Source organism: Shewanella sp. GD04112 (assembly GCF_029835735.1).
GTDB lineage: Bacteria > Pseudomonadota > Gammaproteobacteria > Enterobacterales > Shewanellaceae > Shewanella.
Genome location: NZ_JAOEAL010000001.1, coordinates 361,093 through 387,423, shown reverse-complemented (window position 1 = coordinate 387,423; position 26,331 = coordinate 361,093). Strand labels below are relative to the sequence as shown.

Sequence of the window (26,331 nt, the reverse complement as noted above, 5' to 3'; positions counted from 1 at the left end):
CCCCCCGGTCCTTTCGGAGCGGGGGGTTCTTTCGAAACTTTTAACCTTTTAGGTCTACCAGTTTGCCATGCGCCGCCCCCGCTGTGATTTAATAATCACTACGGTAATAATCACGAGAATGAGCTTGGCAGCTTGGTTAAACATCAATATGGGTTCCTAATCGGTGTTCTGTATGTGTATCGCTGAAATTCTTATCGCTACTCACTTTTAAGCCTGAGCGATGCTTGCCTTGGGAACCTTGTCCCGCCGCGAGTTATTAGCTTTACCATAAAGCGACAGCCAAACACAATAAAAAATTATCTAATGTCAAAAAAATTCAGCTTCCCTGCCGAGACAATGCAAAACAACAAAGTGAAACGTTAACAAACGCGCGTTAGTGAAACAGATCGCTTACTAACCCATGTCGGTTTTGCCCGCTCGACAACCTACGAAGCAGGAATAAATTTGCGCCGCCGAGCCCCACATCCTTAGGGGCTCGGCCTTTATCAATTAAGCTCCAACAATACTTTTCATATCAGTCATATAACCACGAAGTTCCGCACCGATATACTCAACTGAGGTGTGGCGAATCGCATCATTGATGGCGATTAACTGCAGATTATCGACGTTGTTAGAACTGTCCTTCAGACCCGCACCTAAATACTCTGGCGACATGGCATTCACATAGTCACGCAGCATAGGCACGGCGGCGTGGTTGAACAGATAACAACCGTATTCTGCGGTATCCGAGATCACCACGTTCATCTCGTAAAGACGTTTACGGGCGATGGTGTTAGCGATCAACGGCGTTTCGTGCAGTGATTCGTAATAGGCGGACTCTTCAACAATACCCGCAGACACCATAGTATCGAAGGCTAATTCGACACCGGCTTTGATCATCGCGACTAGGAAAATCCCTTTGTCGAAATAGGTTTGCTCGTCGATATGCTCGCTCAACACTGGCGCATTTTCAAAGCCCGTTTCGGCGGTTTCGGCGCGCCAACGCAGCAGGTTAGCGTCGTCATTGGCCCAGTCTTGCATCATAGTGCGAGAGAACTCGCCGCTGATGATGTCATCCATATGTTTTTCGAATAAGGGTTGCAGGATTTCTTTTAAATCTTCTGCAATTTCAAACGCTTTAATCTTGGCTGGATTAGACAGTCTATCCATCATATTAGTGATACCGCCGTGCTTAAGCGCCTCGGTCACGGTTTCCCAACCTTGTTGAATTAACTTAGCGGCATAGCCAGGTTCAACACCATCGGCCACCATCTTGTCGTAACCTAAGATCGCGCCCGTCTGCAACATACCGCACAGAATGGTTTGCTCGCCCATCAGATCCGATTTCACTTCGGCGATAAAGGATGATTGCAACACACCAGCACGGTCACCACCTGTAGCACTCGCATAGGCTTTCGCAATCTCTAAACCATCGCCATTAGGGTCGTTTTCTGGGTGCACAGCAATCAAGGTCGGTACACCAAAACCACGCTTGTATTCTTCACGTACTTCAGTACCAGGGCACTTAGGCGCCACCATCACAACTGTGATATCGGGGCGGATCTGCATGCCTTCTTCAACGATGTTAAAACCGTGGGAATAAGACAGAGTCGCGCCTTGCTTCATCAGCGGCATCACGGCACTAACAACGTTAGAGTGCTGCTTATCGGGCGTTAAGTTCAGCACTAAATCCGCTGTAGGGATCAGCTCTTCAAAAGTACCGACTCTGAAGCCATTGTCTGTGGCTTTTTGCCATGAGGCACGCTTTTGAGCAATGGCTTCTGGGCGCAGGGCATAAGCAATATTCAGCCCCGAGTCACGCATGTTCAGACCTTGGTTAAGACCCTGAGCACCACAACCTAAAATAACAATATTCCAATCTTTGATGTAATTGCAGCCGTCGCTGAATTCAGAACGGTCCATGAAACGACATTGGCCAAGCTGCGCTAATTGTTGACGTAAATTCAGAGAGTTAAAATAGTTAGCCATCTGAGATACCACCTTTCAGTCGGGAATTTGGGACTCAACCAATATCAACTTTTTGTTAATGACTGGTTGTGATTGAAATCACTATAACCTATGGCTATCGTTGCTTAAAATGATATATTCGAAACCTCACATTGCGTTTTATGCAATGTCATTTTCGGTTACAACACCCTTTATAAGCGGCCAATAGGACGAGGTTATGGACATACGCACCCTCAAATTGTACCTACACTTATGTGACAGTTTGCACTTCGCCAAGACGGCGGAGCAGATGCACGTCAGTCCCTCGACCTTAAGTCGCGCCTTGCAACGGCTCGAAGAAGAAGTGAACGCCAAATTATTCGAACGGGATAATCGCAGCGTGACCTTAACCCATGCTGGGCGCGAGTTTAAATTGTTCGCCGAGCAGACCCTGCACCATTGGCGCAACCTGCGGCACAGTATCGATCTCAAGCAGGATGTACTGCGCGGCACCTTAAATCTCTATTGCTCAGTGACCGCCGCCTACAGCCATTTACCGCAATTGCTGGAACGTTTTCGGCAGGAGCATCCCTTTGTTGAGATTGCCCTCACCACAGGAGATGCCGCCAATGCACTGGCCGAAGTGCAACAAAATCGCGCCGACATTGCCATTGCCGCGCTGCCGGATCCCTTTCCTGCCACCTTGCATTTCGCCAAGATTGACGATGTGCCTTTGTCCTTAATCGCGCCAACCATGCGCTGCGCGGTGCAGCAACAGATAAGCCAAGCCCCCATCGACTGGTCGCGGGTGCCCTTTATCATTCCCGACCATGGCCCTGGGCGCCGCCGCGCCGATAATTGGTTCAAACAGATGGGAATAAGCCCCAATATTTATGCACAGGTGTCGGGGCAGGAAGCGATTGCATCCATGGTGGCGCTCGGGTGTGGCGTGAGCATCACCCCTGAGGTGGTGATCAATAACAGTCCGGTACGGGATAGGATCCAGCTATTAGCCTCCCCCGTGAACATTGCCCCCTTTGAGCTGGGTTGTTGTTGCAAGGTCAAACGCTTAGACGATCCGATAGTGAATGCGTTTTTAGAAGCGATCTAAATTTTAGTAGCAATATAAAAAAAACGGGACTGAGTCCCGTTTTTTTATGATGTTGATAAGATTAGGTATCTGGTGACATCAACTTATCGTTGCCATCGATACGAGTTACCAGCAGTTGATCGACCTTGTAGGCGTCGATATCCACCACTTCAAACTTGTAACCAGCATAGTTAACAAAGTCGGTGCGCTTAGGGATCTTACGCAGCATGTACATCATAAAGCCGGCAATGGTTTCGTAGTTTTGGTTATGGGGGAATTCCTCAATATCGAAGGCACGCATTACGTCAGTAATCGGCGTCACCCCGTCCACTAACCAAGAATTGCCATCACGGGCAATAATCTGCTCTTCGCTCTCGTGTAGCGACCAGGCCCCCATCACCGCGCGCTGCAGATCGTTGGTGGTGACAATCCCCACAACCAGAGCATATTCGTTCATCACCACCGCGAAATCGGCGCGGCTATTTTTGAAGTATTCCATCGCCTCAGACAGGCTTAAGGTATCGGGAATAATCAGCGAGGTATGCACAAGACTGTTGTCTTTTAAGGTAATTTTTTCACCGTTGATCACACGGATCAGCAGTTCCTTCGCATCCACAAACCCTTTGACCATATCCAATTGGCCGTCACAGACTAAAAACTTAGTATGGGGATCTTCGGCAATCTTACGCTTGATATCCTCCTCGCTGTCTTGCAGCAGGAAATACACTAAGCTTTCGCGGGCCGTCATGGCTGACGTTACCGAAACGGTTTGCATTTCAAACACATTTTCGATCATTTGTTGCTCGCCCTTGTCGAGCACCCCGGCTTCTGCTCCCGCGTTCATGACCGCATAAATATCATCTGGGGTGATTTCATCGTTACGCACGGTAGGGATCTGCAGCAACTTGAAGATACCACTAGCCATGCCATTGAAAAACCACACCAATGGACGCAGGATCGCGATACAAAAACTCATTGGCCCGACAACCACTAGCGCAACCGATTCAGGCATCGCCATTGCAATTCGCTTAGGCATTAAATCGGCGACCAAAATAAAGGCACTGGTTACCACAAAGAAAGACAGGAAGAAGCTAAGTTGGCTCAGCCAAGGGTCGCTCAACCACGCACTTAAAAACTGGTAAAAATAGGGACGAAACGCCGATTCACCCACAATACCGCCCATGATGGCAACGGCATTCAGGCCAATTTGCACCACAGTAAAAAAGCTACCGGGCTGGGCTTGGAGTTGCAGCACTTTTTCGGCGCGGCTATCGCCTTCATCGGCTAATTGACGTAAACGGATTTTGCGTGATGCGGCCAAAGCGATTTCTGACATGGAAAAGAAACAACTTGCGCCAATTAAGCACAATATAATCATCACGTTATCTAAGAGACTCATGTAACACCTTTTGTTTCACACTAGACTTACTTGCACCAACCCGCGCAGTGATTTTCGCGAGTCAGTTGGATTTGGCCCCGTAAAGCGGCACAAGCCTGTGGCGATAAAAGAACCCTGCTGCCGCTAAGCCCTTTGCTACACTTTAAAAAAATCGCCACTGCGCTTAAAAAGTATGATGCGTTTATTATATCCGCTAATCGCCTTGTTATGCGTGATTCTGCTCTCGCCTGCTGCCCATGGCGCAGACGAGCTTTCCCCATTAAGGTTACGCTTTTGTGTCGAAGAGACTGAATATCCACCGTTTAATTATTTTATTCGGCAAGATGGCATTAAGACTTCCACGCTTAGCGGCTACGATATCGACCTGCTAGAACGCACCTTTAAACCCATTGGAATTGATTATGAAGTGCAGGCTTTGCCTTGGTTACGCTGTTTGAAGGACGTTCAAAATGGCAGCATAGATGCCGCAATGAGCGCATCGCTCAACCGACAAAGGGCGACTGATTATATCCCATCTATTGCTTATTATTACCTCACCCCCAGTTATTTTTATTTGAAAGCAGAACTAGACCCGCAATTTCATATAAATGATATCAATCAGTTGGCTGATTTTGGCACGGTTTGCGGCATTAAAGGCTTCAATTACGATAACTTTGGCTGGCGCAAAGAAACGCCCATCAGCGAAATCAATTCCCTGCAACATCTCCCTGAAATGTTGTTGAAACACAGATGTAAATTCTTCATCGCCCGCAAGGAGATTTTAGCTGGCAGCCTCGCTTTAACGCAGTCGGGTGAACTGCCTAAGACGCTCACCTCTAAGGTATCTCCCAACACCCAGCAGGAGCCTTTTTATATGCTGATCTCAAAACGTTCAGCCAATAAAGACTTGATTGCGCGTGAATTTAATCGGCAGGTGCAAGCGATGCGAGACAGCCATCAACTCGAAGCCCTATACCAATTCCATATCCAAAAGCTTACTCACGGGGACGATAAGGGCAGTGATTCGCTTTAGGGCCGATTTGTGGATGATTACGGCAAGTTTCAGGACGTTGATGATAAATGGTGCAGCGACGGGTTTTACTGTCGAGGTACAGGCAATCATCGTTCGCCATGCGGGCCAAGGTAAAAATGGCGGTTTTGTGGTTGAAGTTGTCGATGATGCGCGCTTTTTGTAGACGTTTGGCGATGGCTTTGAGATCGCCCTCGGCTTCAAACTCGTCCACTAAGGCCATGCGCACTAAGTCGCTCACTGTGACTTCAACGGGTAGCGTACAGCAGGTCGCATGGCAGCTATCACATAAGCCTTTGCGATATTTTTGCCAAGTGGACAAATCATCGATATTGAAAATCGACACCGCACTTGCCGTATTTTTGCCCCGTTTTGACACACCAGAACCTAGAGTTAGAAATTAAAGGGCGGCAATTATAGCAGGCCAAAAGCAGAAATAAATCTGCGCCGCGCCATGCTCAAGACAAGCTGTGGTGCCGTGCCTCAATTAACAGTCACTTATGGTTCGAATCAATCACCACGGTATTGCGCCCCTGATCTTTAGCGCGATACAGACAAATATCGGTACGGCGCAGTACCTCCGACAACGTTAAGCCATCCTGGCTCTCCTTAGGAAAATACACCCCACCAATACTCAGGGTGATCTTGCCCTTTGGGGAGCTTTTATGGGGGATCTCCAAGGCGGCCACTTGGTAGCAGAGCTGGTTGGCTATCGCCTCCAATTGGATTGGTGAAATCTGTTGCAGAACAATCGCGAATTCCTCACCACCAATACGGGCAAGTAAACTCTCCTGCGGCAAAATACCACACTGAGTTAACGCCTGCGCCACTCGCTTAAGCGCCGCATCGCCCTCGAGGTGGCCGTAGGTATCGTTGTAACTCTTGAAGTAATCGACATCCAACATGAGCAGGCCGAAGGAAGTGTCTTGCTGGAGCAAGGTTTCTAGAGTTTGAGTGAAGGGGCGGCGGTTGCTTAATCCGGTTAATTCATCGGTGTCGGCCATCACCCGCAGCTGAGCATTCACCGACACTAAAGCCTGTTGCAGGCTGAGCATCTGTCGCTCTTTTTCCTCACGCAGTAATAATTCGTTCAGTGCCGCGGCAAATTGCGTCAGCATCACCTTCTTTTGCACGCTCCAATTTAATGGACGACTGACCATAGTAAGCGAGAGTAACCCCAAGAGTTGATTGTTATTTTTAATCGCATAGGCAGCAATTGAACAGATGCCGACCGAGCACAAGGCTTGATATTCCTTTGGTGATTCATCCGCCAGTTCAGCAACCGACTCAATGACTAAGGTCGACTCTGAGGTAAATTTTTGTGCCAGCACAGCCACACTGTCGATGGAAATATCTTGGATCTTGCCCGCCTGCGACTCGCAGCTCCAAAAACTCCGATATCGGGCGTGCTGCTGGGTAAATTCAATAATGCTCACCCGTTCAACATCAAATAGGCAACCAATGCGGCCACAGACCTCGGCTAAGGACTCATCTAATCGGGTGGTGTCTGTCGTTAAAAATTGCAACGACATCTCGGCTAGCAGCTGGTTTGCCTTGGATTGCCAATTGAGTTCTTGAGTCCGCTCATCGACCAGCTTCGCCAACTGGTTTTGCTGTTGTTGCAGCGCCCGTTGCTGGCGTTTATTGATTGCCAAATCGTTGCGGATCCGCTGATACATGTCCTGTAGCGATTGGGCGACATGGCCAATCTCATCGGAGTTTTGCATCACACTCATGGGCACATTGAGCTTAGGCAGGGAGTGCAGGTTAATTTGATTGGCGAACCGCTCCAGCGCCGAGAGGCGATTGGTGACTAACAAGCGAACCAAAGAGAGAATCAAGTAAATCATCAGCAGCGTTTTCAGCCCGTTGCCTAATACTATGATGATCAATTGCTGCCACAACTCGTAATAGAGTGTGTCCGTATCTAAACCGACCGTCAGCATGCCAATCTGCTGCTCTTGATAGTTAATGGGATAGTGAAACAGGGTTTGCCGACGATTATCTAAATGAATCGACTTACCCAATTGCATGGCAACGCCGTCGATACTCTCTAGATTAACGCTCGCCACCATGGGCATCATCCCAAGGCCAGACAACAAATCCGATAACAAACTATGGTCAACATCCCACAGCGACTTAGCCACACTGGGTAAGATGGATTCGGAGTATTCACGAATATCCGCCGTGGTTTTATCTATGCTCTCTTGATAGTTCCATATCAACTGTACCAACATAGTCAGGACAGCAAAAAACGAACTCACCCCAATAATAGTGAGCGTCATTCTGTGACTGATGGAATGATTACGATGCTTCATGGATACCTATTTATGATTGTGGCAACTTATCCAAAATCTGTGTCTTAAAAATTCCCGCCCAATCCCTAGCGACTAACAGCCGATAAAACTCCGAATCCGGATTAAGGACACTAAAAAGTTGTATGTCCGCATAGGGATAATATTGCGAAGTTGCTTGATAATGCTTCAGCTGCACTAATCCCAAAGCGCCCGCTAAAAAGTGCCCGCCGCCCAAAGTGGTGACCTGCTGTGATTGGCGAAGCTGTAAAATCTCTGCGGAGGTATTCACTGAACTCACCAATACATCACGCCCAGGCTGAAGTCCTTTTTCCCGCAAGGCTTTTAACACTCCCAAGGCCATATTATCGCTGGCCGTCCAAATCAGATTTAAATCGGGATAGCGGGAAAGCAAAGTTAAGGTTTGCCCATAGGCAATATCTTGACTCCACTGGCCATAGACGGTTTGAGTCACAGTGGCATTGTGCTGCATAAAAAAGTAGTCATTGGCGCCTTGGGTGCGCAGCACTGAGGCAGGCGTCGACTTATCGCCCGAAATTAATAAAACCTTCGCGTTTTCATCCTTTAAACCACTTAATAGGATTTTGGCCGTTTCGGCGCCAATCGCGTAATTATCGGGAATAATGGCTGGTAATAAATAGGTTTGCCAATGTGGATCCGCTAATAAGGTTTCTCGCTCGGCCACTGAAATATCATTCAATATCAGCTGCACATATATGGGATAGTGGTAGAGCAACTGCAACATTTTTATTGCTGACTGCTTCTCATTTACCAAAATAATATGGCTAGGGATGGATGAGGTAGAGCTTAATAATACCTCTAATTGGTTAATCATTTTAAAATGATTACGGTCTGAATGGGTTATTTGTAAATTAATATCGAGTTGAGTGGCAGCCACTTGCATTAATTTATCGACATCACCCCAAAAGCTATCCGTTGCGGCGCCAGGGTTAAAAAAAGCCACTTCTAATTTGGCCCATGCAGGCGATATGGAACACAGCAGGCCTATAAATAAACAACTCAAATACCATAGACGCAAAAGCGAGTTCTCCTCGACGGTGTTTCCCCAAATGTGTTCCGTCACTGGAGGTCACTTTATTATTTCGATTCACAACCTTGTTACCGCATAATTACCAAAGCATGTCGCTGGTAACCAATTATTTGATTAAACCACAAAATAATAAAAAGTGAACTTGGTAACTAAGAATATTTATTTTTGCCTAAGTTCAGCGCAAACAATTATAGGATATTCATTTTAATTTTAATAAGATAACTTAAATGTTAACGGCTAAGTTCATTCTTTTGGTGTAACGCCTCCCCGCCAGTTAACCCATCGCCATTTATCCTTTCGCCAGCGTCAAGCCCAAGATTGCCTTACGCTTATACTCTGTTAGTATATGTATAAATTCACAGTGATTGAGCGCTAACGACTTGCAGCAATTGGATCTTGTTCCGATCACCGACCTCAAAGGCGTCGCCAAAAGGGTGGCGGAAAAACTCGCCAAGCTCGGCATCACAACAGTACAAGATCTGCTGTTTCACTTACCCCTGCGCTACGAAGACCGCACTCAGATTTACCCTATTGCCGCCTTAATGCCGGGAAATTACGGCACCATTGAAGCCGAAATCCAGTCGACGCAAATCATTCAAGGCCGCAAACGCATGCTGGTGTGCAATGTGCGGGATAATACCGGCAGCATGAGCCTGCGCTTCTTTAACTTTTCGATGGCGCAACGCAATGCGATGCAAAATGGTTTAATGATCCGCGCCTACGGTGAAATTCGCCGTGGTAATCATCAGGCAGAAATCGTCCATCCCGAGTACAAAATTGTGTATCCCGGTGAAGACATTCACTTAAGCGATACCCTTACGCCGATTTATCCCACGACGGAAGGACTCAAGCAGGCGAGTTGGATCAAGCTCACCGAGCAAGCCCTCGAATTATTAGAAGACGGCGGTTTGACCGAGTTATTACCCACCAATTTGCAGCCCAACAGCATGAGCTTAAAACAAGCGCTGCAAACCCTGCATCGCCCCCACGCTGGAATATCACAATTTGACTTAGAGCTCGGCCAGCATCCGGCGCAGCAACGGCTGGTGCAAGAAGAACTGCTCGCCCATAACCTCAGCATGCTCCGACTCAGGCAGCGCAGCAATCTCGACGCCGCCGTGACCATGCACACCAGCGGCCAACTATTGAATCCCTTTCTCGCCTCATTGCCCTTTAAACCGACGGGCGCACAGCAACGGGTCGTCGCCGAGATAGGTAAAGATTTAGAGCAACCGCATCCCATGATGCGCTTAGTTCAAGGTGATGTGGGTTCGGGTAAAACCTTAGTCGCCGCCCTAGCCGCCCTGCAGGCCATCGAAAATGGCTACCAAGTGGCGATGATGGCGCCTACCGAATTACTCGCCGAGCAGCATGCGGCAAACTTTGCCGCCTGGTTTGAGCCTCTGGGATTAAAAGTGGGTTGGCTAGCGGGCAAGCTTAAAGGCAAGGCGCGGGCGCAATCCTTAGCCGATATTGAATCGGGCTCGGCGCAAATGGTGATAGGGACCCATGCCATCTTCCAGCAACAGGTAACCTTTAACAAACTCGCCTTGATCATCATTGACGAGCAGCACAGGTTCGGGGTTCACCAACGGATGGGGCTCAGGGAAAAAGGCATTAACCAAGGCTTTCATCCCCACCAGCTGATTATGACGGCCACGCCTATTCCGCGCACCTTAGCCATGACAGCCTACGCCGATTTGGACACCTCGATTATCGATGAGTTGCCGCCTGGCCGCACGCCCGTGACCACAGTCGCCATTCCCGATTCGCGTCGCAATGAAGTGCTCGAGCGCGTCCGCAACAGCGTCGTCACGGATAAACGCCAAGCCTATTGGGTCTGTACTCTGATTGAAGAATCCGAAGTTCTCGAGTGCCAAGCGGCGGAAGATACCGCCGAAGAGTTGCGCCAAGCGCTGCCGGAACTCAGCATAGGTTTAGTCCACGGCCGGATGAAAAGCGCTGAAAAGCAAAAAATTATGGCCGACTTCAAGACGGGAACTATCCATTTATTGGTTGCAACTACAGTGATTGAAGTCGGCGTCGACGTCCCCAACTCTAGCTTGATGATTATCGAAAACCCAGAGCGACTGGGTCTTGCACAGTTACACCAGCTGCGAGGTCGCGTAGGGCGCGGTGCCGTGGCAAGCCATTGTGTGTTACTCTACAAGGCGCCATTGAGCCAAACCGCGAGCCAGCGGTTAAATGTGCTCAGGCAAAGTAATGATGGTTTTGTGATTGCACAGAAAGACTTAGAGATCCGTGGGCCGGGCGAAGTACTGGGCACGAAGCAAACGGGACTGGCCGAGCTAAAAATCGCCGACCTTGTCCGCGATCAGGCGCTTATCCCACATATCCAAAAACTGGCGAGCCATGTGATGTCACAGGCGCCAGAGTCGGTCGATGCCATTATTCATCGTTGGCTTGGACACAGGCAGCAATACGTTCAGGCCTAAACCTTAAGCTAACCCCTTCAAGGTAAAATAAATTCAGCCTGTTCAGCTCACTGCTATGGACAAGCGCGTGGAAACTTGCACAATGAACCTGCCATCGACAACTCGTTGGCACTTGCACTTTAAATGTTAGCTGCATGTATTCACCCCGTTACCTTGACACTTAAGCGAAGGATGTAAAATGCAAGTTAATCAAGATGATAGAATTACACCTCAAGAAACCTCCTCAAGCAGTAATCGCTTTGCTTTGATTGCGATTGTGCTCGTCATCCTGCTCTCTGCGGGAGGTTATTATTACTACACCAAAGATGACTCACCCAAGCTCATCCCCAATGCGCCGATAGTGCTGCCTGAGCCGCCTTCATCTGAACCTATGACGCTCGAAACGGGCACTGAGCCAGAAACCGCGCCGGTGGAAAATGAAACCCCTGCGACGACCACGACGGAAACCGAAACCGTCGTCACGCCAACCGAGCCTGCGATTCCAGAAGAAGTCGTCCCCAGCCTGCCTGAGAGCGATGCCTTTGTGCATCAAAAAGCGCTGGCGATCATCAATAACAACGTGGTCGGCTCCTCCTTAGTGAACCAAGATTTGGCCCGTCAGTTTGTGGTGTTCGTGGACAACTTGGCCCAAGGCGATCTCGCCCGCAAAGTTAGCCCAGTCAAAGGCCCAGAAAAGCTGTTCACTGTGTCTGAAATCACGAGCAAAGTGTATTTAAATCCAGAGAGTTACCACAGATATGACGCCTATGCGACTGTGATTGCCAGCATGGATGAGCAAACCTTAATGCACACCTACAAACAGCTCACGCCGCTGTTTGACGAGGCCTTTGCCGAGTTGGGTTACAGCAACGCGAAATTCAATGACAGAATGCTGCAAGCCATTAAGATCATGCTCGCTGCTCCTATCATCGAAGAGCCTATTGAGCTGAGCTCAATCAGCGTGAACTACCGCTTTGTGGATCCTAATTTAGAAGCCTTACCGAGCGCGCAAAAACTGATGATCCGCATGGGGCCTGAAAACACCCGTAAAGTGAAAGCGGCGCTGCGTAAATTGGAAAACCAACTCGCCCAGTAATGCTCCAAACTTGTCTAAAAAGGCGCCTAGTGCGCCTTTTTTGTATCTTAAAAATACTACCTATAGACTTGTTCAACTCAGGTTCAGTCCAAGGTTTTATCCTCTATCCTCCCAATACCTCAGCTGCAACGAATGTTACTCTTGGGTGATAAATTCGAACTTAATTGCATTTTGTTAACCATCACAATGCAAATGGCTTCATTAAAACTAAGGACTTAGTGTAGAATAAGCCACTCAATAAACGGGGGAATTGTGCTCGTCAATCCAGCGAGAAAATAGCGATAAGCCAATCAATTCATTAAAATTTTCGCTTAGTTAGGGATAACTAAGACAGCTTTAAATAGTGTCGAGGCAAAGTAGTGCAACTCAGATTCAGCATCCTTTCTTGGGGCGCATGGGCGCCAAAGTATCCACAGCGTGATGACTGGCAAACTTGGTGCAAGCACTCGGCTGACACAAGCAAAGAAAATGACCTCGAGGGGATTTCCCCAGCCCTTTCCCAAGTCCCCGCCATGCAGCGCAGACGTTTTAGCCGTTTAACCAAGATGATGCTGGATGTCAGCTTCCAATGTGAGGCCGCGCCTAACTGTCGCTCGATATTTGCTTCTCGCCACGGCGAGCTGCACCGCACCATCGGCCTGCTCGAAGACATCATTGAAAAACAACCGCTTTCCCCCTTAGGTTTTAGTCAGTCGGTGCATAACACTGGCAGTGGTATTTTTGGCATTTTAACCAATAACACCGCCCCTTCGACCTCGATTGCCGCGGGCACAGAAACCCTTTCCCAAGCCATGGTGGAAGCGTTCGCCCAGCTGCACCAATCGCCTGAGCCACTGTTATTGGTGTTTGGCGATGATCCCGTCCCGCCAGTCTATGATGAATTTACTCAAGAGTTTGAGTTGCCCTTAGCCCTGGGATTGACCCTAGCGCCCGCAGATGAGAGTGCAACCGTCACCCTCACCCTAAGCCAACTGACAGCAGAGCAGCAACGAAACGCCACGCCGCTATCCTATGGCATGTTGATTCATGCGCTGGCAACCTCACAGGATATTGACGGCTGCTTGTCACACTGGCACTGGAGCCTAACGCATGCCTAATCCAGTGCCACACAATGCCGAATTTAATGTCGCTTATACGCTGCCCGAAAAACGCCGCGCGGGAATCAACTATATCCCGCGTTGGCTCGGCGGCGTCAGTTGCTACATCGCCTTTGGTCTCGGTGGACTGTTAAGCTCGTTAACCATTTTGCCACTGCTGCGTTTTTGGCCGGGCACGCCCGAGGCGCGGATTATCCGCGTGCAAAAGGCCGTGCACACTATGTTTAAAGGCTTTGTGGCCATGTTGACTTGGGCAGGAGTTATCCGAGTCAGCACCCATAATGCCGAGCTACTGCGAAATGCCAAGGGCGTGATAGTGATTGCCAATCACCCGAGCCTGGTCGATGTGGTGGTATTAATCAGCTTGATGCCTAATGCGGGCTGTATCGTTAAACAGGGGCTGTGGCGCAATCCCTTCTTACGTGGCGTAGTCTCCTGCGCGGGATATATTCCCAATCGCGGCGCCGAACTCATGCTCGAAGATTGCCGAGAAGTACTCGCCCGCGGCACGAACCTGATTATCTTTCCCGAAGGCACACGCACCGTATTTGGTGCAAGCATTAACGAATTTGCCCGCGGTGCTGCCAATATTGCTATTCGCACCCAAGCCGATATTTTACCTGTGGTTTTGCGCACTAATGTGCGTGGTTTGACAAAGGAACAACCTTGGTATGAGATCCCAAGGCAAACCATGGGAATGGCCGTCGAAATCGGTAACACAATTTCTCACCAAGGCTACCAAGCCCCTTTGGGGGAGCATGCGAAAATGGCTCGGCAATTAACCCGAGACCTTGAACAATATTATCAACAACAACTCGAAAATAATTATGACTTTACATAACGAAATTAAACAGTTGATCATCGACTGCCTCGACTTAGAAGACGTCAGTATTGATGATATCGACACAGATGCACCGCTATTTGGTGAAGGACTCGGACTCGACTCGATCGACGCGCTCGAGCTGGGTTTAGCCATCAAGAAAAAATTTGATGTGAAAATCGAAGCGAACTCGGATAGCACTAAGGCGCATTTTTACAGCGTCGCCAGCCTAGCTAACTTCATCGAATCACAACGTCCGTAGGAGAGGAAGATGCAAAACCGCGAACAAATCCTCGCTATGTTGACCACGATTTTGGTGGATGAGTTTGAAATCGATGCCGATGCCATTACGCCAGAGGCGAATCTCTATCAAGAGTTAGATCTGGATAGCATCGATGCCGTCGACTTAGTGATTAAGCTACAGCAGCTCACGGGCAAAAAAATTCAGCCCGACGAGTTTAAATCTGTGCGTACAGTCAACGACGTCGTTAACGCCATTGAAGGGCTAGTTAAAGACTAATGCGTGTCCTGCTACAAGTACTAACCGCACTCGCGCTGATTGCTTATCCAGTCGCCGTGTATTTAGGACTGAATTATCTGCCAGCAGGCACCATAGCCCTAGTGCTATGCCTCTTGTTGGTAGTGCGTTTAATGCTGCAAAAGCAAAAGGTTAAAACCTTAGTTTTGCCTTTGCTTGTTGGGATTGCGCTCACGGCGGGCAGTTTTGTCGCCAAACGCAGCGACTGGCTCTTGTATTACCCCGTGGTGATAAACCTCACCATGTTAGCCCTGTTTAGCTACTCGCTATACCAAGGCCCGAGCATGATTGAACGGCTCGCACGGCTCAAAGAGCCCGACTTGCCGGATGAAGCCATAGGTTATCTTAAAAAAGTCACCCTGCTTTGGTGTGGCTTATTTATCCTAAACGGCACTGTGGCGGCCTATACCGCCGCATTTACCAGCCTAGCAACTTGGACCTTGTATAACGGTTTGATTGCATACGTACTCATGGGACTGCTCCTCGGTGGGGAATGGTTATATCGCAGCTTTTGGTTGAAGAAGACATGACACAACTACTCAAAAACTGGTTAACCCAAGGGCCATTCGCCCAACAACTGATCAGCTTTAATCACCATGACATAGTCACAGGTGCCCTGTTTACCAATCAGGTTGCGCATTTTTACGAGCAGCTGCGCCAAGCGCCTGAACAAAAATGGTTATTGGCGAGTGATACCAGCGATCTGTTTGCCGTGGGTTTATGTGCCGCACTCTTGGCGGGCAAGGAAATTATTCTGCCGCCCAACACCCAAACTGGCACCCTGAGTGAACTGACCCATCAGTTTGAAGGCATATTGTCAGACAAGCCGCTGTGCGAGAGTCACGCCTTTATCCTGCTGAATAAAGAGCTGAGCCTACCCACCAAACCTTGGCCAGAGAGTGACAGCTTTGGTGAACTGGTGCTCTTTACCTCGGGCAGCAGTGGCGAGCCCAAGGCGATTCGCAAGAGCCTAAGGCAGCTCGATGCCGAAGTGACAGTGCTCGAGCACACCTTCGCCGAGCATTTGCCCCATTGCAGTGTGGTATCGACCGTTTCCCATCAGCATATCTACGGGTTGTTGTTTAAAATCCTCTGGCCATTAGCCGCCAGTCGCCCTTTTTTAAGCGAGCAAATCGAATACCCTGAGACCTTAAGCTACTACACCGCCTTGTTACCAAACCTGTGCCTGATCAGTAGCCCAGCGCAATTATCCCGTTTGCCTAAGGCGCTAGAACACGAACGCCAACTGCGCTCACCCAGCTTAGTCTTTAGCTCCGGCGGGCCGTTAAGTTTTACCGCTGCCCAAGGGGTTGCCCAGTGCTATGGCCATTTACCTATCGAGATATTCGGCAGCACCGAAACCGGCGGTATCGCCTACCGTCGCCAACACGAGGCCGACGAACCTTGGCAAGTGTTTGAACAAATTACCATAGACCAAGACGCTGACGATGGTGCCCTGCTGCTGAAGTCGGCCTATTTGGCCGACGATCAGTGGTTACGTTGCGAAGATAAAATCGAGCTAACGGCCAATGGCCAATTCAGGCTCAAGGGAAGACTCGACCGCATCGTTAAGATTGAAGAAAAACGTCTTTCACTGGCGCAAATGGAGACCTTGCTCTGTAGCCACGCCTATGTCGAGCAGGCCGCCTTGGTCGTATTGCCCCAGTTTAAATCCCAGCTAGGGGCAGTGATCACCCTGTCGCCATTGGGCCGAAGTGTGCACCAAGAGCAGGGAAAACTCAGTATCAACAATGCGTTAAAAGCGCATCTACTGACTCAGTTCGAGCGAGTGACCTTACCGCGCCGCTGGCGTTACCCCGAAACCTTACCGTTAAACACTCAGGGCAAGCGCGTCGTCGCCCAGCTAGTTGAGTTATTTGACCATGATTAAGTCGAGTTTACCGCCGATCCTCGCATCAGAGATCGGCCCAGAAAGTATTGAACTGCGCCTCTTTGTCGCCGCCGATCTCGAATATTTTAACGGCCATTTTCCCGAGCAAGCCGTGCTCCCCGGTGTGACCCAACTCGATTGGGCCGTGCGCTTAGGTTGCGAGCATTTTGGTTACAACGCTGCGGTCGCTAATTTAGAAGTGCTAAAGTTTCAACAGCTTATTCTGCCAGGGCAGGAAGTCACCTTAGCCATTAGCCATAATGCTGCCAAAGAGAAGTTAACCTTTGCCTACAGCGATGGCGACCACCGCTATGCCTCCGGGCGTATCAGCTTTGCTAGTCAGCAAGGTGATGGAGCGTCCCTGTGAGCGACGGTATGAGCGACACAATGCTAGTCCCGCCGAGTGATTTAATGGGCACGGCACCAATCAAGCTGGCGCTGGTGATCCCCAATTACAATCATAGCGCCGCGATCGCCCAGACCTTGGCCGAGCTTGCCGCCCTCAATCTGCCCTGCTATTTAATTGACGATGGCAGCAACGATGAGACCCGCTATCTGCTGCAATCCTTGGCGGAGCAACACGATTGGGTGACTCTGCTGCAACACCCCTACAATCGTGGTAAGGGCGCGGCTGTGATGACGGGGCTTCGCCGTGCCTATCGCGATGGCTTTACCCATGCGTTACAGGTCGATGCCGATGGCCAGCATAATTTAAGTGATATCCCCGCCATGCTCGCTAGGGCGCAGGCCAAGCCGGATGCGCTGATCTCGGGCAAGCCCGAGTACGATGAGTCCGTCCCCAAGGGGCGACTCTACGGTCGTTACCTCACCCACTTTTGGGTATGGGTCGAAACCTTAAGCTTTGATATTCAAGATTCTATGTGCGGATTTAGGGTGTATCCCTTAGCCGCCACCGAGCGCCTATTAAGCCAGCACGCCCTCACGGAGCGGATGGATTTTGATATCGAAATCCTAGTCAAACTCTACTGGCAAGGGGTGGAAATTCTGTTTCACTCCACTAAGGTCATTTATCCCGAAAACGGCGTCAGCCACTTTCAAGGTGTGGCCGACAATGTGCGCATCACTAAGCTGCACACCCGATTATTTTTCGGCATGTTAAAGCGCCTGCCACAACTACTGCGCCGTAAACAGAAAGCGCAATCGCCCCAGCCCGATAAAACATCAACTCATTGGTCGGGGATGAAGGAGCGCGGCAGTTATTGGGGCATAAAACTGTTGGTCGAAAGCTACCGTTTCGGCGGCCATTGGCTGTGCCGCGCCATTATGTATCCGGTGATTTGCTATTTCTTCCTGACGGGCAAAGTCAGCCGTGAAGCCTCGTTGGATTTTCTGCGCCGCGTGCAACGTCTCGAGCCACAGCATCCCCAATTGAATCGCCCCATTGGCTGGCGCGATAGCCTGAACCACTTTCTCGCCTTCGGTAATGCGGCGCTCGATAGAATCGATGCCTGGTGCGACCGCATTCAATTAAGCCAAGTGGATTTTCCCGACCGCCAAGTACTGGCCGAACAGCTAGAAAGTGGCAAAGGCGCGGTGTTATTGGTTTCCCACTTGGGCAATCTCGAACTGTGCCGCGCGATTTCAATCCACCAGCGCAAGGTCAAAGTGAATGTCATGGTGTTAACCAGCCATGCCGAAAACTTTAATAATGTCCTCAAGCAATTAAACCCAGATAGCACGCTGAATTTGATCCAAGTGACCGAGCTTAATCCCGCCACCTCTATGCTACTACAGCAAAAGATTGAAGACGGTGAGCTAGTGGTGATTGCTGGCGATAGAACCTCATCCCACTCCCAAGGACGCGTGGTATATGCGCCATTTATGGGTGAAGAGGCAGCCTTCCCGCAGGGGCCATTTATTCTGGCCGGCCTCTTGGATTGCCCTGTGTACCTGATGTTTTGCCTGCGCGAACAAGGGCGATATCGCGTGCATTTGGAGCACTTTAGCAACAGTCTCAAGGGCCCGCGTGCAGGGCGAATGGAACGACTACAACAGGCGGTGCATAACTACAGCGAACGCCTCGAATACTACGCAAGGCGTGAGCCTTTGCAGTGGTTTAACTTTTTTGATTTTTGGCGGGACGATAGCAAGGTCAACCGCGCGACACCCGCCCCACAAACGACAGCAGCACTCCCAGAGCAGGAGCGCACTACAGACAGGACAGAGCATTTATGAGCCACGCAGTTACTCACACGACAACCGCTGAGTTGCCAATCGAATTTGGCCGTCAGTTACTCACATTAGAGCAAGTCGTCGCCGTTGCTAAGGGTGCTAAAGTCAAACTCAATGATGATGCCGATTACCAAGCTTATATCCAAAAGGGCGCCCGCTTTATCGACAGCCTGCTGCACGAAGAAGGTGTGGTATACGGCGTTACCACCGGCTATGGCGACTCTTGCACTGTCAACGTGAGTCTCGACTTAGTCCATGAGCTGCCACTGCACTTATCCCGCTTCCATGGCTGTGGCCTCGGCGAAATCTTAAGCGTGATGCAGGCGCGTGCCGTGATGGCTTGCCGTTTAAACTCCCTCGCCATCGGTAAATCCGGCGTGACCTATGAGCTATTAAAGCGCATCGAAACCTTGCTTAATCTCAATATAGTGCCAGTGATCCCAGAGGAAGGTTCGGTTGGTGCCAGCGGTGACTTAACGCCATTGTCTTATCTCGCCGCCGTGCTAGTTGGCGAGCGCGAAGTGATTTATAACGGCGAGCGCAGAGCCACCCAAGAGGTTTACCGCGAGCTGAACATCACGCCCCATGTGCTGCGCCCCAAGGAGGGTTTAGCCCTGATGAATGGCACGGCGGTGATGACGGCATTAGCCTGTTTAGCCTTTGATCGTGCACAATATTTAGCGCGTTTAGCCAGCCGCATAACCGCCATGGCGTCGTTAACCCTCAAAGGTAACTCGAACCATTTCGACGATATTCTGTTTGCCGCCAAACCCCATCCGGGACAAAACCAAATCGCGACTTGGATCAGGGAAGATTTGAACCACCATGTTCACCCCCGCAATTCAGATCGTCTGCAGGACAGATATTCCATCCGCTGCGCGCCGCACATCATTGGCGTATTGCAGGATGCGCTGCCCTTTATGCGCCAATTTATCGAAACCGAAGTTAACAGCGCCAACGATAACCCCATAGTCGATGGTGAAGGCGAGCATATTCTCCACGGCGGCCATTTCTACGGCGGACACATTGCCTTTGCGATGGATTCCTTGAAAAACACTGTCGCCAACATCGCCGATCTCATCGACCGCCAAATGGCATTAGTGATGGACCCTAAGTTTAACAACGGTTTACCCGCTAACCTTTCGGGTTCAACTGGGCCACGCCGCGCCATCAACCATGGCTTTAAGGCGGTGCAAATCGGCGTTTCGGCTTGGACGGCAGAGGCGCTCAAGCACACTATGCCCGCGAGTGTTTTCTCTCGCTCAACCGAATGCCATAACCAAGATAAAGTCAGCATGGGCACTATCGCCGCCCGTGACTGTATGCGCGTATTGCAACTAACAGAGCAAGTCGCCGCCGCAGCCCTACTCGCCATGACTCAAGGCATTGGCCTGCGTATAAAACAAAACGAGTTAGACGAAAGCTCACTGACCCCTTCGCTGGCGACCACGCTCGCCCAAGTGCGCGCCGATTTTGAGCCATTAGTCGAAGACAGACCGCTCGAAGCCGTGCTGCGCCAAACCGTTGCGAAAATCCAAGCGGGCGAATGGGAAGTGTGCCGATGAAAGCCTTGCTCAGCATAGAAATGGACATGCAGATCCCCTTCCACGATGTGGATTCGATGGGGATCACTTGGCATGGTAATTACCTGCGTTATTTCGAGATTGCCCGCTGCAAATTACTCGACGAGTTAGGCTACAACTATCGCCAAATGCAGGCCTCGAACTATGCTTGGCCGATTATTGATTTGCAGATCAAATACGTTAAGGCCAGCACCTTCGAGCAAAACATTACCGTGCGCGCCGAGTTGGTCGAGTGGGAAAATCGTCTAAAAATCAATTATCAAATCCGTGATACGGCAACCGGTGAGCGTATTACCAAGGGCTATACCATTCAGGCTGCGGTGGATATGACGAGCCAAGAAATGTGCTTTGTGACGCCAGAGATATTCCGCAGCAAAATCGCCCCGCTGCTTGCAAAGGCGGATAGCGAATGATTGCCTTCCTCGCACGAGCTAAGTGGTGGCAAGGGTTCTGCCAAAGCCTACTCTTAAGCTGCACACTGCTGTTTGGCTCGGTACAGGCGCAGAGCCTCACCGATTCGAACCTCACAAGTTCGAGCCAATATCAAACGCTATTTGCCCAAGGCGCAGATAACGCTGCATTGCTCGCCCTTAGCCAAAAGCTCAATCTTGGCGAGACGGTTCGCGGCCACTTTGTGCAATCGCGTCAGCTTAAAGTGCTGAAAAAGCCTCTAGTAAGCCAAGGCCAGTTTGTGTTCGACAAGGCACAAGGGCTGATCTGGCAACAACTTAGCCCCTTCGAGTCCTTGCTGATTTTAAAAGATAAGCAACTTATTCAGCGAGATAGCCAAGGGCGAGTACAAATCAGCCAAGCCGATGCTTTGGCAAGCGCGGCAGCCATGGGGGATTTATTACCGAGTCTAGTAAATGCCATGCTGGGCGGCGATATTTCGGGTTTAAGTGCAAACTTCGAACTGCACTTTTTAGCCCAAGAGCCCTTAGCGCAAGGCAAGTCGCCACAAGAAAACTCAAGTTCAGGCAGCGCAAACTGGCAGTTGGGATTAACCCCTAAAGATCCGCTGATGAAGAAGGCAATCGCTAATATGGTGCTCGAAGGCAGCGATACGCTACACGCCTTAGTGCTACTCAGCGCCAATCCGAGTGTGAGTCCGCAGGATATCACCCGTATCGATTTTAGCGAGCTGCGCCAAGGTCCACTGAGTGAGGCTGAGTTAGCCCAATATGCCATCAGCCAGACAACGCCTAAAGACACTGGTCCAAGAGAGTAAGGCAGAAACATGGCGCCCAAGATTGCCACGCGTATTGGCCACAGCCTGATGCAAACCTCGACTAAATGGCGCTTCGCTATTTGGCTGTGTTTGATGCTGGCGGCGAGCCTTTGGACGCTGCAACTGTGGCAAAATGGGGCAAAGGTTCAAAGCGATATTCTCGCCATGTTGCCCCATCTGCAGCAGGACGCGCTCACAGCGCGCGCCCTCGAACAAGTGGAATCGACACTCGCCGATCAAGTATATCTCGCCCTGATTGCCAAGGATGAACCTCAGGCGATTGCGGCGGCCACACTCCTGATGGAGCAGCTTAAGACTCAAAATACCGCCTTTACCGATATTCGCAGCGCCGATCTGCAGTTGGGTGAAGCCCTAGGACAATTTTATTTCCCTTATAGATTTAAACTGCTCACGCCTGAACAAACCGAAGCCTTAAGCCATAATGGCCTCGAGCACTTAATTGCCTCAGCCACTCAGCAGCTCTACAACGCCTTTAGTTATGCCAATAGCCAACTCTTGACCCAAGATCCTTTGCTGTTGTTTCCCGACAATTTGCTCGCCCTTGCGCCCAACTCGAAGCTGAGCGCCAATCAAGGAATTTTAATCGCTCATCCACAAAGTGTTGATACCAAACAAGGTGTTAATAGCAGTGAAGACGTGGCTGCCATTATGATGGCAAAGGGCACAGAAAGCGCCTTTAACCCGAATGCGCAATTACGCCAGCAAGCGGCTCTCGCTCAGGCGCTGAATGCCGTCAGCGCGCAATACCCCAGCATACAAGTGTTACAGGCGGGTGCATTGTTTCATGCCATCGAGGCTACCAATACTGCTAAGAGTGAAATCTCTGTCCTCGGTCTCGCTTCTTTACTTGGCGTAGTGTTATTGGTTTGGCTCGCCTTTCGCTCCGTGATGCCACTCTTGCTGGCGATGGTGACAATCGGCAGCGGTCTGCTGCTGGCGGTGACCTTCACCTTAAGTGTGTTCGGGGAACTGCATTTACTCACTCTCGTCTTTGGCACTAGCCTGATTGGGATTGCCATTGACTACAGCTTTCATTTTTACTGCGAGCGGTTAAGCGACCATCAGCGAAGCGCGCAGGCGACCGTGGCCTATATATTCCCCACAGTGTCACTGGCCTTTATCACCAGCGCCTTAGCCTATGTCGGTATCGGTTTAGCACCGTTTCCCGGCATGCAGCAGGTAGCGATTTTCTGCGCCTCGGGTTTACTCGGCGCCTACCTGACGTTAGTGCTCGCCTATCCATTATTGGCGGGCAGCAAGTTGCCTTCGGGGGAACGTCCGTTAACCCTTGCAGAGGCCTATCTTGCGAGACTCACCGGATTCTCCAATAAACTGATCTCGCCATGGGGATTGAGTCTGTTTGCCTTAGTGCTCGCGGGAGTCTGCCTATTGGGGATCAGTAAGCTTAACGTCGACGATGATATTCGCCATTTACAGCAAAGCCCTGCGAGTGTGACTGAGCCTGAAGACAAACTCAGAAAATTACTCAGTGGCGGCACGGATAACCAGTTTTTATTGGTGCGCGCCCCCAGTGAAGAAGCCTTACTGCAACGACTCGAAGCCCTAAGTCCGCAGCTCGATGCCGCCATTAAGCAGCAAGAGCTGGGCAACTATGTCAGCCTTAGCCGTTATCTGCCAAGCAAACAAAAGCAGGATGCAGCGTATCAATTGCAGGGCAAGGTTTACCAATCGCAATTAACCACAGTGCTAAACAGCATTGGCCTCGATGACGGCATAGCACCTGAGCTTTCTGCCGCCTATCTTGCCGCCAAGGATAGCTATATCACCCCGACGCATTTTTTCGAACTTGGCCTAGGCAAACAGCTAGCCCCACTCTGGCTTGCACCGCAGGGATTCGCACAGCTTGAGCACTCAACAGAGCCAACGACCAGTCTAGATAATGCCAACCTAGGGAACGATAGCCACGGCGCCATAGTGCTGCTTGGTGGTATTGAAGATATTGCGGCCCTCAAGGCGCGCTTTGCTAACAATCCGCAGGTACAGCTTATAGATAAGGTCGCGGATATTTCCACCCTGATGGGCCACTATCGCCTGCTTACCCTGAAGTTATTGGGGCTAGCACTCGTTATCGCCCTCTTACTATTTAGCCTGAGCTTTGGCGTTAAAAGAGCCGCCCTTGTGGTCGCCGTACCCGCGCTGGCCGCCTTACTCACCTTGGCCATTTTAGGCTTAGTCGGCTCGCCCTTAAGCTTGTTTCATGCGCTGGCGCTAATTTTAGTCTTCGGGATTGGGATAGATTACAGTTTGTTCTTTGCCTCGGCAGCGCAACACGGCAAGGCAGTGATGATGGCGGTGTTTATGTCCGCCTGCTCGACCCTATTGGCCTTTGGCTTACTCGCCTTTAGCCAAACCCAAGCTATTCATTATTTTGGATTAACCCTGTCCCTCGGCATAGGGTTTACCTTTGTACTTTCGCCATTGATTTTGACCACCAGTCAGGTTTTAACCACCAACAAGGTCTCGATACCTACAAGGAATGTTATTTAAATGTCCACATCCACTGCAGCAAGCTCCGCACAGTCCCACTCCCTTTCCGTCGATGTGGCCATTATTGGCGCTGGCCCCTCGGGCTCGATTGCCGCTAGCCTATTGCATAAGCAAGGCAAACGGGTATTAGTGCTAGAAAAACAACACTTTCCACGCTTTTCTATCGGCGAGAGCCTGCTGCCCTGCTGCATGCAATTTATTGAAGAAGCGGGCATGTTAGAGGCGCTGAATGCGGCGGGATTCCAATATAAAAATGGCGCCGCCTTCCGTCGCGATGGGGTGTATACCACCTTCGACTTTACCGACAAATTTACCCCAGGGCCGGGCACAACCTTCCAAGTGCAAAGGGCAAACTTCGACAAATTGCTCGCCGATACCGCAGCAAGCTTTGGGGTAGAGATCCGTTACGGTGAAACCGTTGAGGCAATCGATTTAAGCGCCAACCCGCGCTTAAGCGTGCGTAACGAGCAAGGTGAGCAGTACCAAGTTGAGGCGCAATATGTGCTCGATGCCAGTGGTTTTGGCCGAGTATTACCACGACTACTCGACCTCGAAACGCCGTCGTCGCTGCCGACCCGCAGCGCTATCTTCACCCATGTGGAAGATAACATCAGCGATCCCGACTTTGACCGTAATAAGATTTTAATTAGCGTGCACCCGCAGCATCAGGATATTTGGTACTGGTTAATTCCCTTCAGCAACGGCCGCTGCTCGCTCGGCGTAGTGGCTGAGCCGCAGTTACTCGCGCGCCTCGAAGGCGATTTAGAGCAGCAGCTACTGACCATAGTCAAAGAAGAACCCGGCCTGAAAGCATTGCTGGCCAATGCCAAGGTCGCCCAGCCCTGTGCGACACTCAAGGGTTACTCTGCCAACGTATCTCGCCTCGCCACCGACAAGTTTGCCCTGCTGGGCAACGCGGGTGAGTTTCTCGATCCGGTATTCTCATCGGGCGTGACTATCGCCATGCAATCGGCATCGATGGCGGCAAAATGCGTGCTTAAACAGCTAAATGGCGACACGGTAGATTGGCCCGCCGAGTACTCGGCGCCGTTAATGCAAGGGGTGAACACCTTCCGCACTTATGTACAGGCTTGGTACGATGGCCGTTTCCAAGATGTGATTTTTTACGAAAATCCGAATCCTAAAATCAAACAGATGATCTGCTCGATTTTGGCGGGCTATGCTTGGGATGTGCAAAATCCCTTTGTAAAAGATTCCGAGCGACGCCTGAATATGGTGGTCGAGCTATGTCGGCAAGAAGCCGAACTCAGCGCCGAACCTGCCGTTAGCGAATTAGCCGAGGTGTAATTCGATGCGCTTAAGCCTTAACGCCAAAGGTCGCCCCAAGGCGATAGCAACCTTTTCCCTGCTCCTTATCAGCCTAGGTTTGATGGGATGCAGTGAGTTGCTCTATCGGCAAACCTGTGTCGGTTTGGCGAAAGATATGCGTTACTGCTTAGCGCCACTGCCCCATGATTTTGGCCCTGCAACGAATAAACCGCTCACCAAGCCGCAGGCGAATGAACCTAAAATTCAAGGCAATAGTCAGCAAGGTGACAGCAAAGCTGGGGTATCCTCACCCCAGTCCTTTAGTCAGAAGGTGAGTATTAAGGTGGGCGATAACACCCACGAGCTACTCACCCAGCTCGAACTCGAAGGGGAACGGATGACGCTGGTCGGGCTCGCGCCCCTTGGGCAGGCATTGTTTACCTTGGTTTACGATGGGAATACACTCAGCAGTGAACAGAGTCTCTTGCTAGGGGATGAGTTTAAAGCCGAATACCTGATGGCGATGATGCAACTCATCTATTGGCCGGAGCAGAGTATTAAAAGCCATTTAGAGGGCGGCGAGTTAGTGACGGGGCTGTGTGACACTCTTCCCTGTCGCCAGTTTTATAGCCAAGATACGCTGATCAGTCGCAGCGATAGCCAAACTCAAGTAATACAAATTCGTTATCAGCAACAGACCGACGATGCCCTCTGGCAGGCACACATTAATTTGACCATGCCACAGGCAAAGTTTGAGTTAGAGATACAACCCATTTAATCGTCTTTTGACAATGCCATAGGCACCCGTTAACAGCCAATCGATATGAGCCTTTAGCCTTGCTCACATCAAAGGCCATAGGTA

23 protein-coding genes are annotated in these 26,331 nt (G+C 50.4%); 18 read left to right on the top strand and 5 right to left on the bottom strand.

Going from position 1 to position 26,331, the window contains the following annotated elements:
• Positions 1-489: 489 nt before the first annotated feature.
• Positions 490-1,968 carry a ketol-acid reductoisomerase gene (gene ilvC, locus N7386_RS01845; RefSeq protein WP_279766870.1) on the bottom strand — a complete coding sequence of 493 codons (1,479 nt, stop codon included), beginning with the start codon at positions 1,966-1,968 and terminating at the stop codon, positions 490-492.
• A gap of 196 nt (positions 1,969-2,164) precedes the next feature.
• Between ilvC and ilvY the strand changes: the two genes are divergently transcribed.
• On the top strand, positions 2,165-3,037 hold the full coding sequence (ilvY, locus tag N7386_RS01840; RefSeq protein WP_011715584.1) for an HTH-type transcriptional activator IlvY: 873 nt from the start codon (positions 2,165-2,167) through the stop codon (positions 3,035-3,037).
• Positions 3,038-3,098: 61 nt separating this feature from the next.
• Here the strand turns inward: ilvY and N7386_RS01835 are convergent, their stop codons facing one another.
• Positions 3,099-4,415 carry a hemolysin family protein gene (locus tag N7386_RS01835; protein ID WP_011715583.1) on the bottom strand — a complete coding sequence of 439 codons (1,317 nt, stop codon included), beginning with the start codon at positions 4,413-4,415 and terminating at the stop codon, positions 3,099-3,101.
• A gap of 211 nt (positions 4,416-4,626) precedes the next feature.
• Between N7386_RS01835 and N7386_RS01830 the strand changes: the two genes are divergently transcribed.
• Positions 4,627-5,427, top strand: a complete 801-nt coding sequence (locus N7386_RS01830; protein ID WP_279766869.1) for a transporter substrate-binding domain-containing protein — start codon at positions 4,627-4,629, stop codon at positions 5,425-5,427.
• Here N7386_RS01830 and N7386_RS01825 read toward each other — a convergent pair.
• From N7386_RS01825 to N7386_RS01815, 3 genes are all read right to left on the bottom strand, one after another.
• On the bottom strand, positions 5,390-5,803 hold the full coding sequence (locus N7386_RS01825; protein ID WP_011621163.1) for a YkgJ family cysteine cluster protein: 414 nt from the start codon (positions 5,801-5,803) through the stop codon (positions 5,390-5,392). The two genes, N7386_RS01830 and N7386_RS01825, sit on opposite strands and share 38 nt — an antisense overlap.
• A 115-nt stretch (positions 5,804-5,918) precedes the next feature.
• Positions 5,919-7,742: a sensor domain-containing diguanylate cyclase gene (locus tag N7386_RS01820; RefSeq protein ID WP_279766868.1), complete on the bottom strand. Its 1,824-nt coding sequence runs from the start codon at positions 7,740-7,742 to the stop codon at positions 5,919-5,921.
• A gap of 10 nt (positions 7,743-7,752) precedes the next feature.
• Positions 7,753-8,778 (bottom strand): ABC transporter substrate-binding protein, encoded by a 1,026-nt coding sequence (locus N7386_RS01815; protein ID WP_347815249.1) that lies wholly within the window; start codon positions 8,776-8,778, stop codon positions 7,753-7,755.
• A 392-nt stretch (positions 8,779-9,170) separates the two neighbouring features.
• On the opposite strand from N7386_RS01815, the gene recG reads away from it, so the two are divergent.
• From recG to N7386_RS01735, 16 genes are all read left to right on the top strand, one after another.
• Positions 9,171-11,246, top strand: a complete 2,076-nt coding sequence (recG, locus tag N7386_RS01810; RefSeq protein ID WP_279766865.1) for an ATP-dependent DNA helicase RecG — start codon at positions 9,171-9,173, stop codon at positions 11,244-11,246.
• 178 nt (positions 11,247-11,424) lie between these two features.
• A complete protein-coding gene (locus tag N7386_RS01805) occupies positions 11,425-12,321 on the top strand; it encodes a DUF3014 domain-containing protein (protein ID WP_279766864.1) in 897 nt (298 codons plus the stop codon).
• Between the two features lie 359 nt (positions 12,322-12,680).
• A complete protein-coding gene (locus N7386_RS01800) occupies positions 12,681-13,418 on the top strand; it encodes a beta-ketoacyl synthase chain length factor (protein WP_279766863.1) in 738 nt (245 codons plus the stop codon).
• Entirely contained in the window at positions 13,411-14,259 is an 849-nt protein-coding gene (locus tag N7386_RS01795; RefSeq protein WP_109287143.1) for a lysophospholipid acyltransferase family protein, read from the top strand. The genes N7386_RS01800 and N7386_RS01795 overlap by 8 nt, the downstream gene beginning before the upstream one ends.
• On the top strand, positions 14,246-14,500 hold the full coding sequence (locus tag N7386_RS01790) for a phosphopantetheine-binding protein (protein ID WP_011621156.1): 255 nt from the start codon (positions 14,246-14,248) through the stop codon (positions 14,498-14,500). Before N7386_RS01795 ends, N7386_RS01790 begins: the two co-directional genes overlap by 14 nt.
• Positions 14,501-14,509: 9 nt before the next feature.
• On the top strand, positions 14,510-14,758 hold the full coding sequence (locus N7386_RS01785; RefSeq protein ID WP_011621155.1) for an acyl carrier protein: 249 nt from the start codon (positions 14,510-14,512) through the stop codon (positions 14,756-14,758).
• Positions 14,758-15,306, top strand: a complete 549-nt coding sequence (locus tag N7386_RS01780) for a hypothetical protein (RefSeq protein WP_011627439.1) — start codon at positions 14,758-14,760, stop codon at positions 15,304-15,306. The genes N7386_RS01785 and N7386_RS01780 overlap by 1 nt, the downstream gene beginning before the upstream one ends.
• Positions 15,303-16,667, top strand: a complete 1,365-nt coding sequence (locus tag N7386_RS01775) for an AMP-binding protein (protein WP_279766862.1) — start codon at positions 15,303-15,305, stop codon at positions 16,665-16,667. Before N7386_RS01780 ends, N7386_RS01775 begins: the two co-directional genes overlap by 4 nt.
• A complete protein-coding gene (locus N7386_RS01770) occupies positions 16,660-17,034 on the top strand; it encodes a thioester dehydrase (protein WP_279766861.1) in 375 nt (124 codons plus the stop codon). Before N7386_RS01775 ends, N7386_RS01770 begins: the two co-directional genes overlap by 8 nt.
• A 20-nt stretch (positions 17,035-17,054) precedes the next feature.
• Positions 17,055-18,863, top strand: a complete 1,809-nt coding sequence (locus N7386_RS01765; protein ID WP_279770945.1) for a glycosyltransferase family 2 protein — start codon at positions 17,055-17,057, stop codon at positions 18,861-18,863.
• A complete protein-coding gene (locus tag N7386_RS01760) occupies positions 18,860-20,425 on the top strand; it encodes an aromatic amino acid ammonia-lyase (RefSeq protein WP_089068671.1) in 1,566 nt (521 codons plus the stop codon). Before N7386_RS01765 ends, N7386_RS01760 begins: the two co-directional genes overlap by 4 nt.
• The gene (locus tag N7386_RS01755; RefSeq protein ID WP_011621149.1) at positions 20,422-20,856 is read left to right on the top strand and encodes an acyl-CoA thioesterase; all 435 of its coding nucleotides are present in this window, start codon (positions 20,422-20,424) and stop codon (positions 20,854-20,856) included. Before N7386_RS01760 ends, N7386_RS01755 begins: the two co-directional genes overlap by 4 nt.
• Entirely contained in the window at positions 20,853-21,671 is an 819-nt protein-coding gene (locus N7386_RS01750; protein ID WP_279766859.1) for an outer membrane lipoprotein carrier protein LolA, read from the top strand. The genes N7386_RS01755 and N7386_RS01750 overlap by 4 nt, the downstream gene beginning before the upstream one ends.
• Positions 21,672-21,680: 9 nt before the next feature.
• A complete protein-coding gene (locus N7386_RS01745) occupies positions 21,681-24,200 on the top strand; it encodes an MMPL family transporter (protein WP_279766858.1) in 2,520 nt (839 codons plus the stop codon).
• Complete coding sequence (locus N7386_RS01740; protein ID WP_279766857.1) at positions 24,201-25,508, top strand: NAD(P)/FAD-dependent oxidoreductase; 1,308 nt, start codon at positions 24,201-24,203, stop codon at positions 25,506-25,508.
• Between the two features lie 4 nt (positions 25,509-25,512).
• On the top strand, positions 25,513-26,247 hold the full coding sequence (locus N7386_RS01735) for a DUF3261 domain-containing protein (RefSeq protein WP_279766856.1): 735 nt from the start codon (positions 25,513-25,515) through the stop codon (positions 26,245-26,247).
• Positions 26,248-26,331: the final 84 nt, after the last annotated feature.

What these genes read in the sequence shown, in the direction of transcription:
- N7386_RS01740 (WP_279766857.1), top strand. Translation starts at nt 24,201, where the DNA reads ATGTCCACATCCACTGCAGCAAGCTCCGCACAGTCCCACTCCCTTTCC.
- N7386_RS01835 (WP_011715583.1), bottom strand. Translation starts at nt 4,415, where the DNA reads ATGAGTCTCTTAGATAACGTGATGATTATATTGTGCTTAATTGGCGCA.
- N7386_RS01735 (WP_279766856.1), top strand. Translation starts at nt 25,513, where the DNA reads ATGCGCTTAAGCCTTAACGCCAAAGGTCGCCCCAAGGCGATAGCAACC.
- N7386_RS01780 (WP_011627439.1), top strand. Translation starts at nt 14,758, where the DNA reads ATGCGTGTCCTGCTACAAGTACTAACCGCACTCGCGCTGATTGCTTAT.
- ilvY (WP_011715584.1), top strand. Translation starts at nt 2,165, where the DNA reads ATGGACATACGCACCCTCAAATTGTACCTACACTTATGTGACAGTTTG.
- N7386_RS01770 (WP_279766861.1), top strand. Translation starts at nt 16,660, where the DNA reads ATGATTAAGTCGAGTTTACCGCCGATCCTCGCATCAGAGATCGGCCCA.
- N7386_RS01785 (WP_011621155.1), top strand. Translation starts at nt 14,510, where the DNA reads ATGCAAAACCGCGAACAAATCCTCGCTATGTTGACCACGATTTTGGTG.
- N7386_RS01775 (WP_279766862.1), top strand. Translation starts at nt 15,303, where the DNA reads ATGACACAACTACTCAAAAACTGGTTAACCCAAGGGCCATTCGCCCAA.
- ilvC (WP_279766870.1), bottom strand. Translation starts at nt 1,968, where the DNA reads ATGGCTAACTATTTTAACTCTCTGAATTTACGTCAACAATTAGCGCAG.
- N7386_RS01745 (WP_279766858.1), top strand. Translation starts at nt 21,681, where the DNA reads ATGGCGCCCAAGATTGCCACGCGTATTGGCCACAGCCTGATGCAAACC.
- N7386_RS01760 (WP_089068671.1), top strand. Translation starts at nt 18,860, where the DNA reads ATGAGCCACGCAGTTACTCACACGACAACCGCTGAGTTGCCAATCGAA.
- N7386_RS01795 (WP_109287143.1), top strand. Translation starts at nt 13,411, where the DNA reads ATGCCTAATCCAGTGCCACACAATGCCGAATTTAATGTCGCTTATACG.
- N7386_RS01765 (WP_279770945.1), top strand. Translation starts at nt 17,055, where the DNA reads ATGCTAGTCCCGCCGAGTGATTTAATGGGCACGGCACCAATCAAGCTG.
- N7386_RS01805 (WP_279766864.1), top strand. Translation starts at nt 11,425, where the DNA reads ATGCAAGTTAATCAAGATGATAGAATTACACCTCAAGAAACCTCCTCA.
- N7386_RS01820 (WP_279766868.1), bottom strand. Translation starts at nt 7,742, where the DNA reads ATGAAGCATCGTAATCATTCCATCAGTCACAGAATGACGCTCACTATT.
- N7386_RS01750 (WP_279766859.1), top strand. Translation starts at nt 20,853, where the DNA reads ATGATTGCCTTCCTCGCACGAGCTAAGTGGTGGCAAGGGTTCTGCCAA.
- N7386_RS01755 (WP_011621149.1), top strand. Translation starts at nt 20,422, where the DNA reads ATGAAAGCCTTGCTCAGCATAGAAATGGACATGCAGATCCCCTTCCAC.
- N7386_RS01790 (WP_011621156.1), top strand. Translation starts at nt 14,246, where the DNA reads ATGACTTTACATAACGAAATTAAACAGTTGATCATCGACTGCCTCGAC.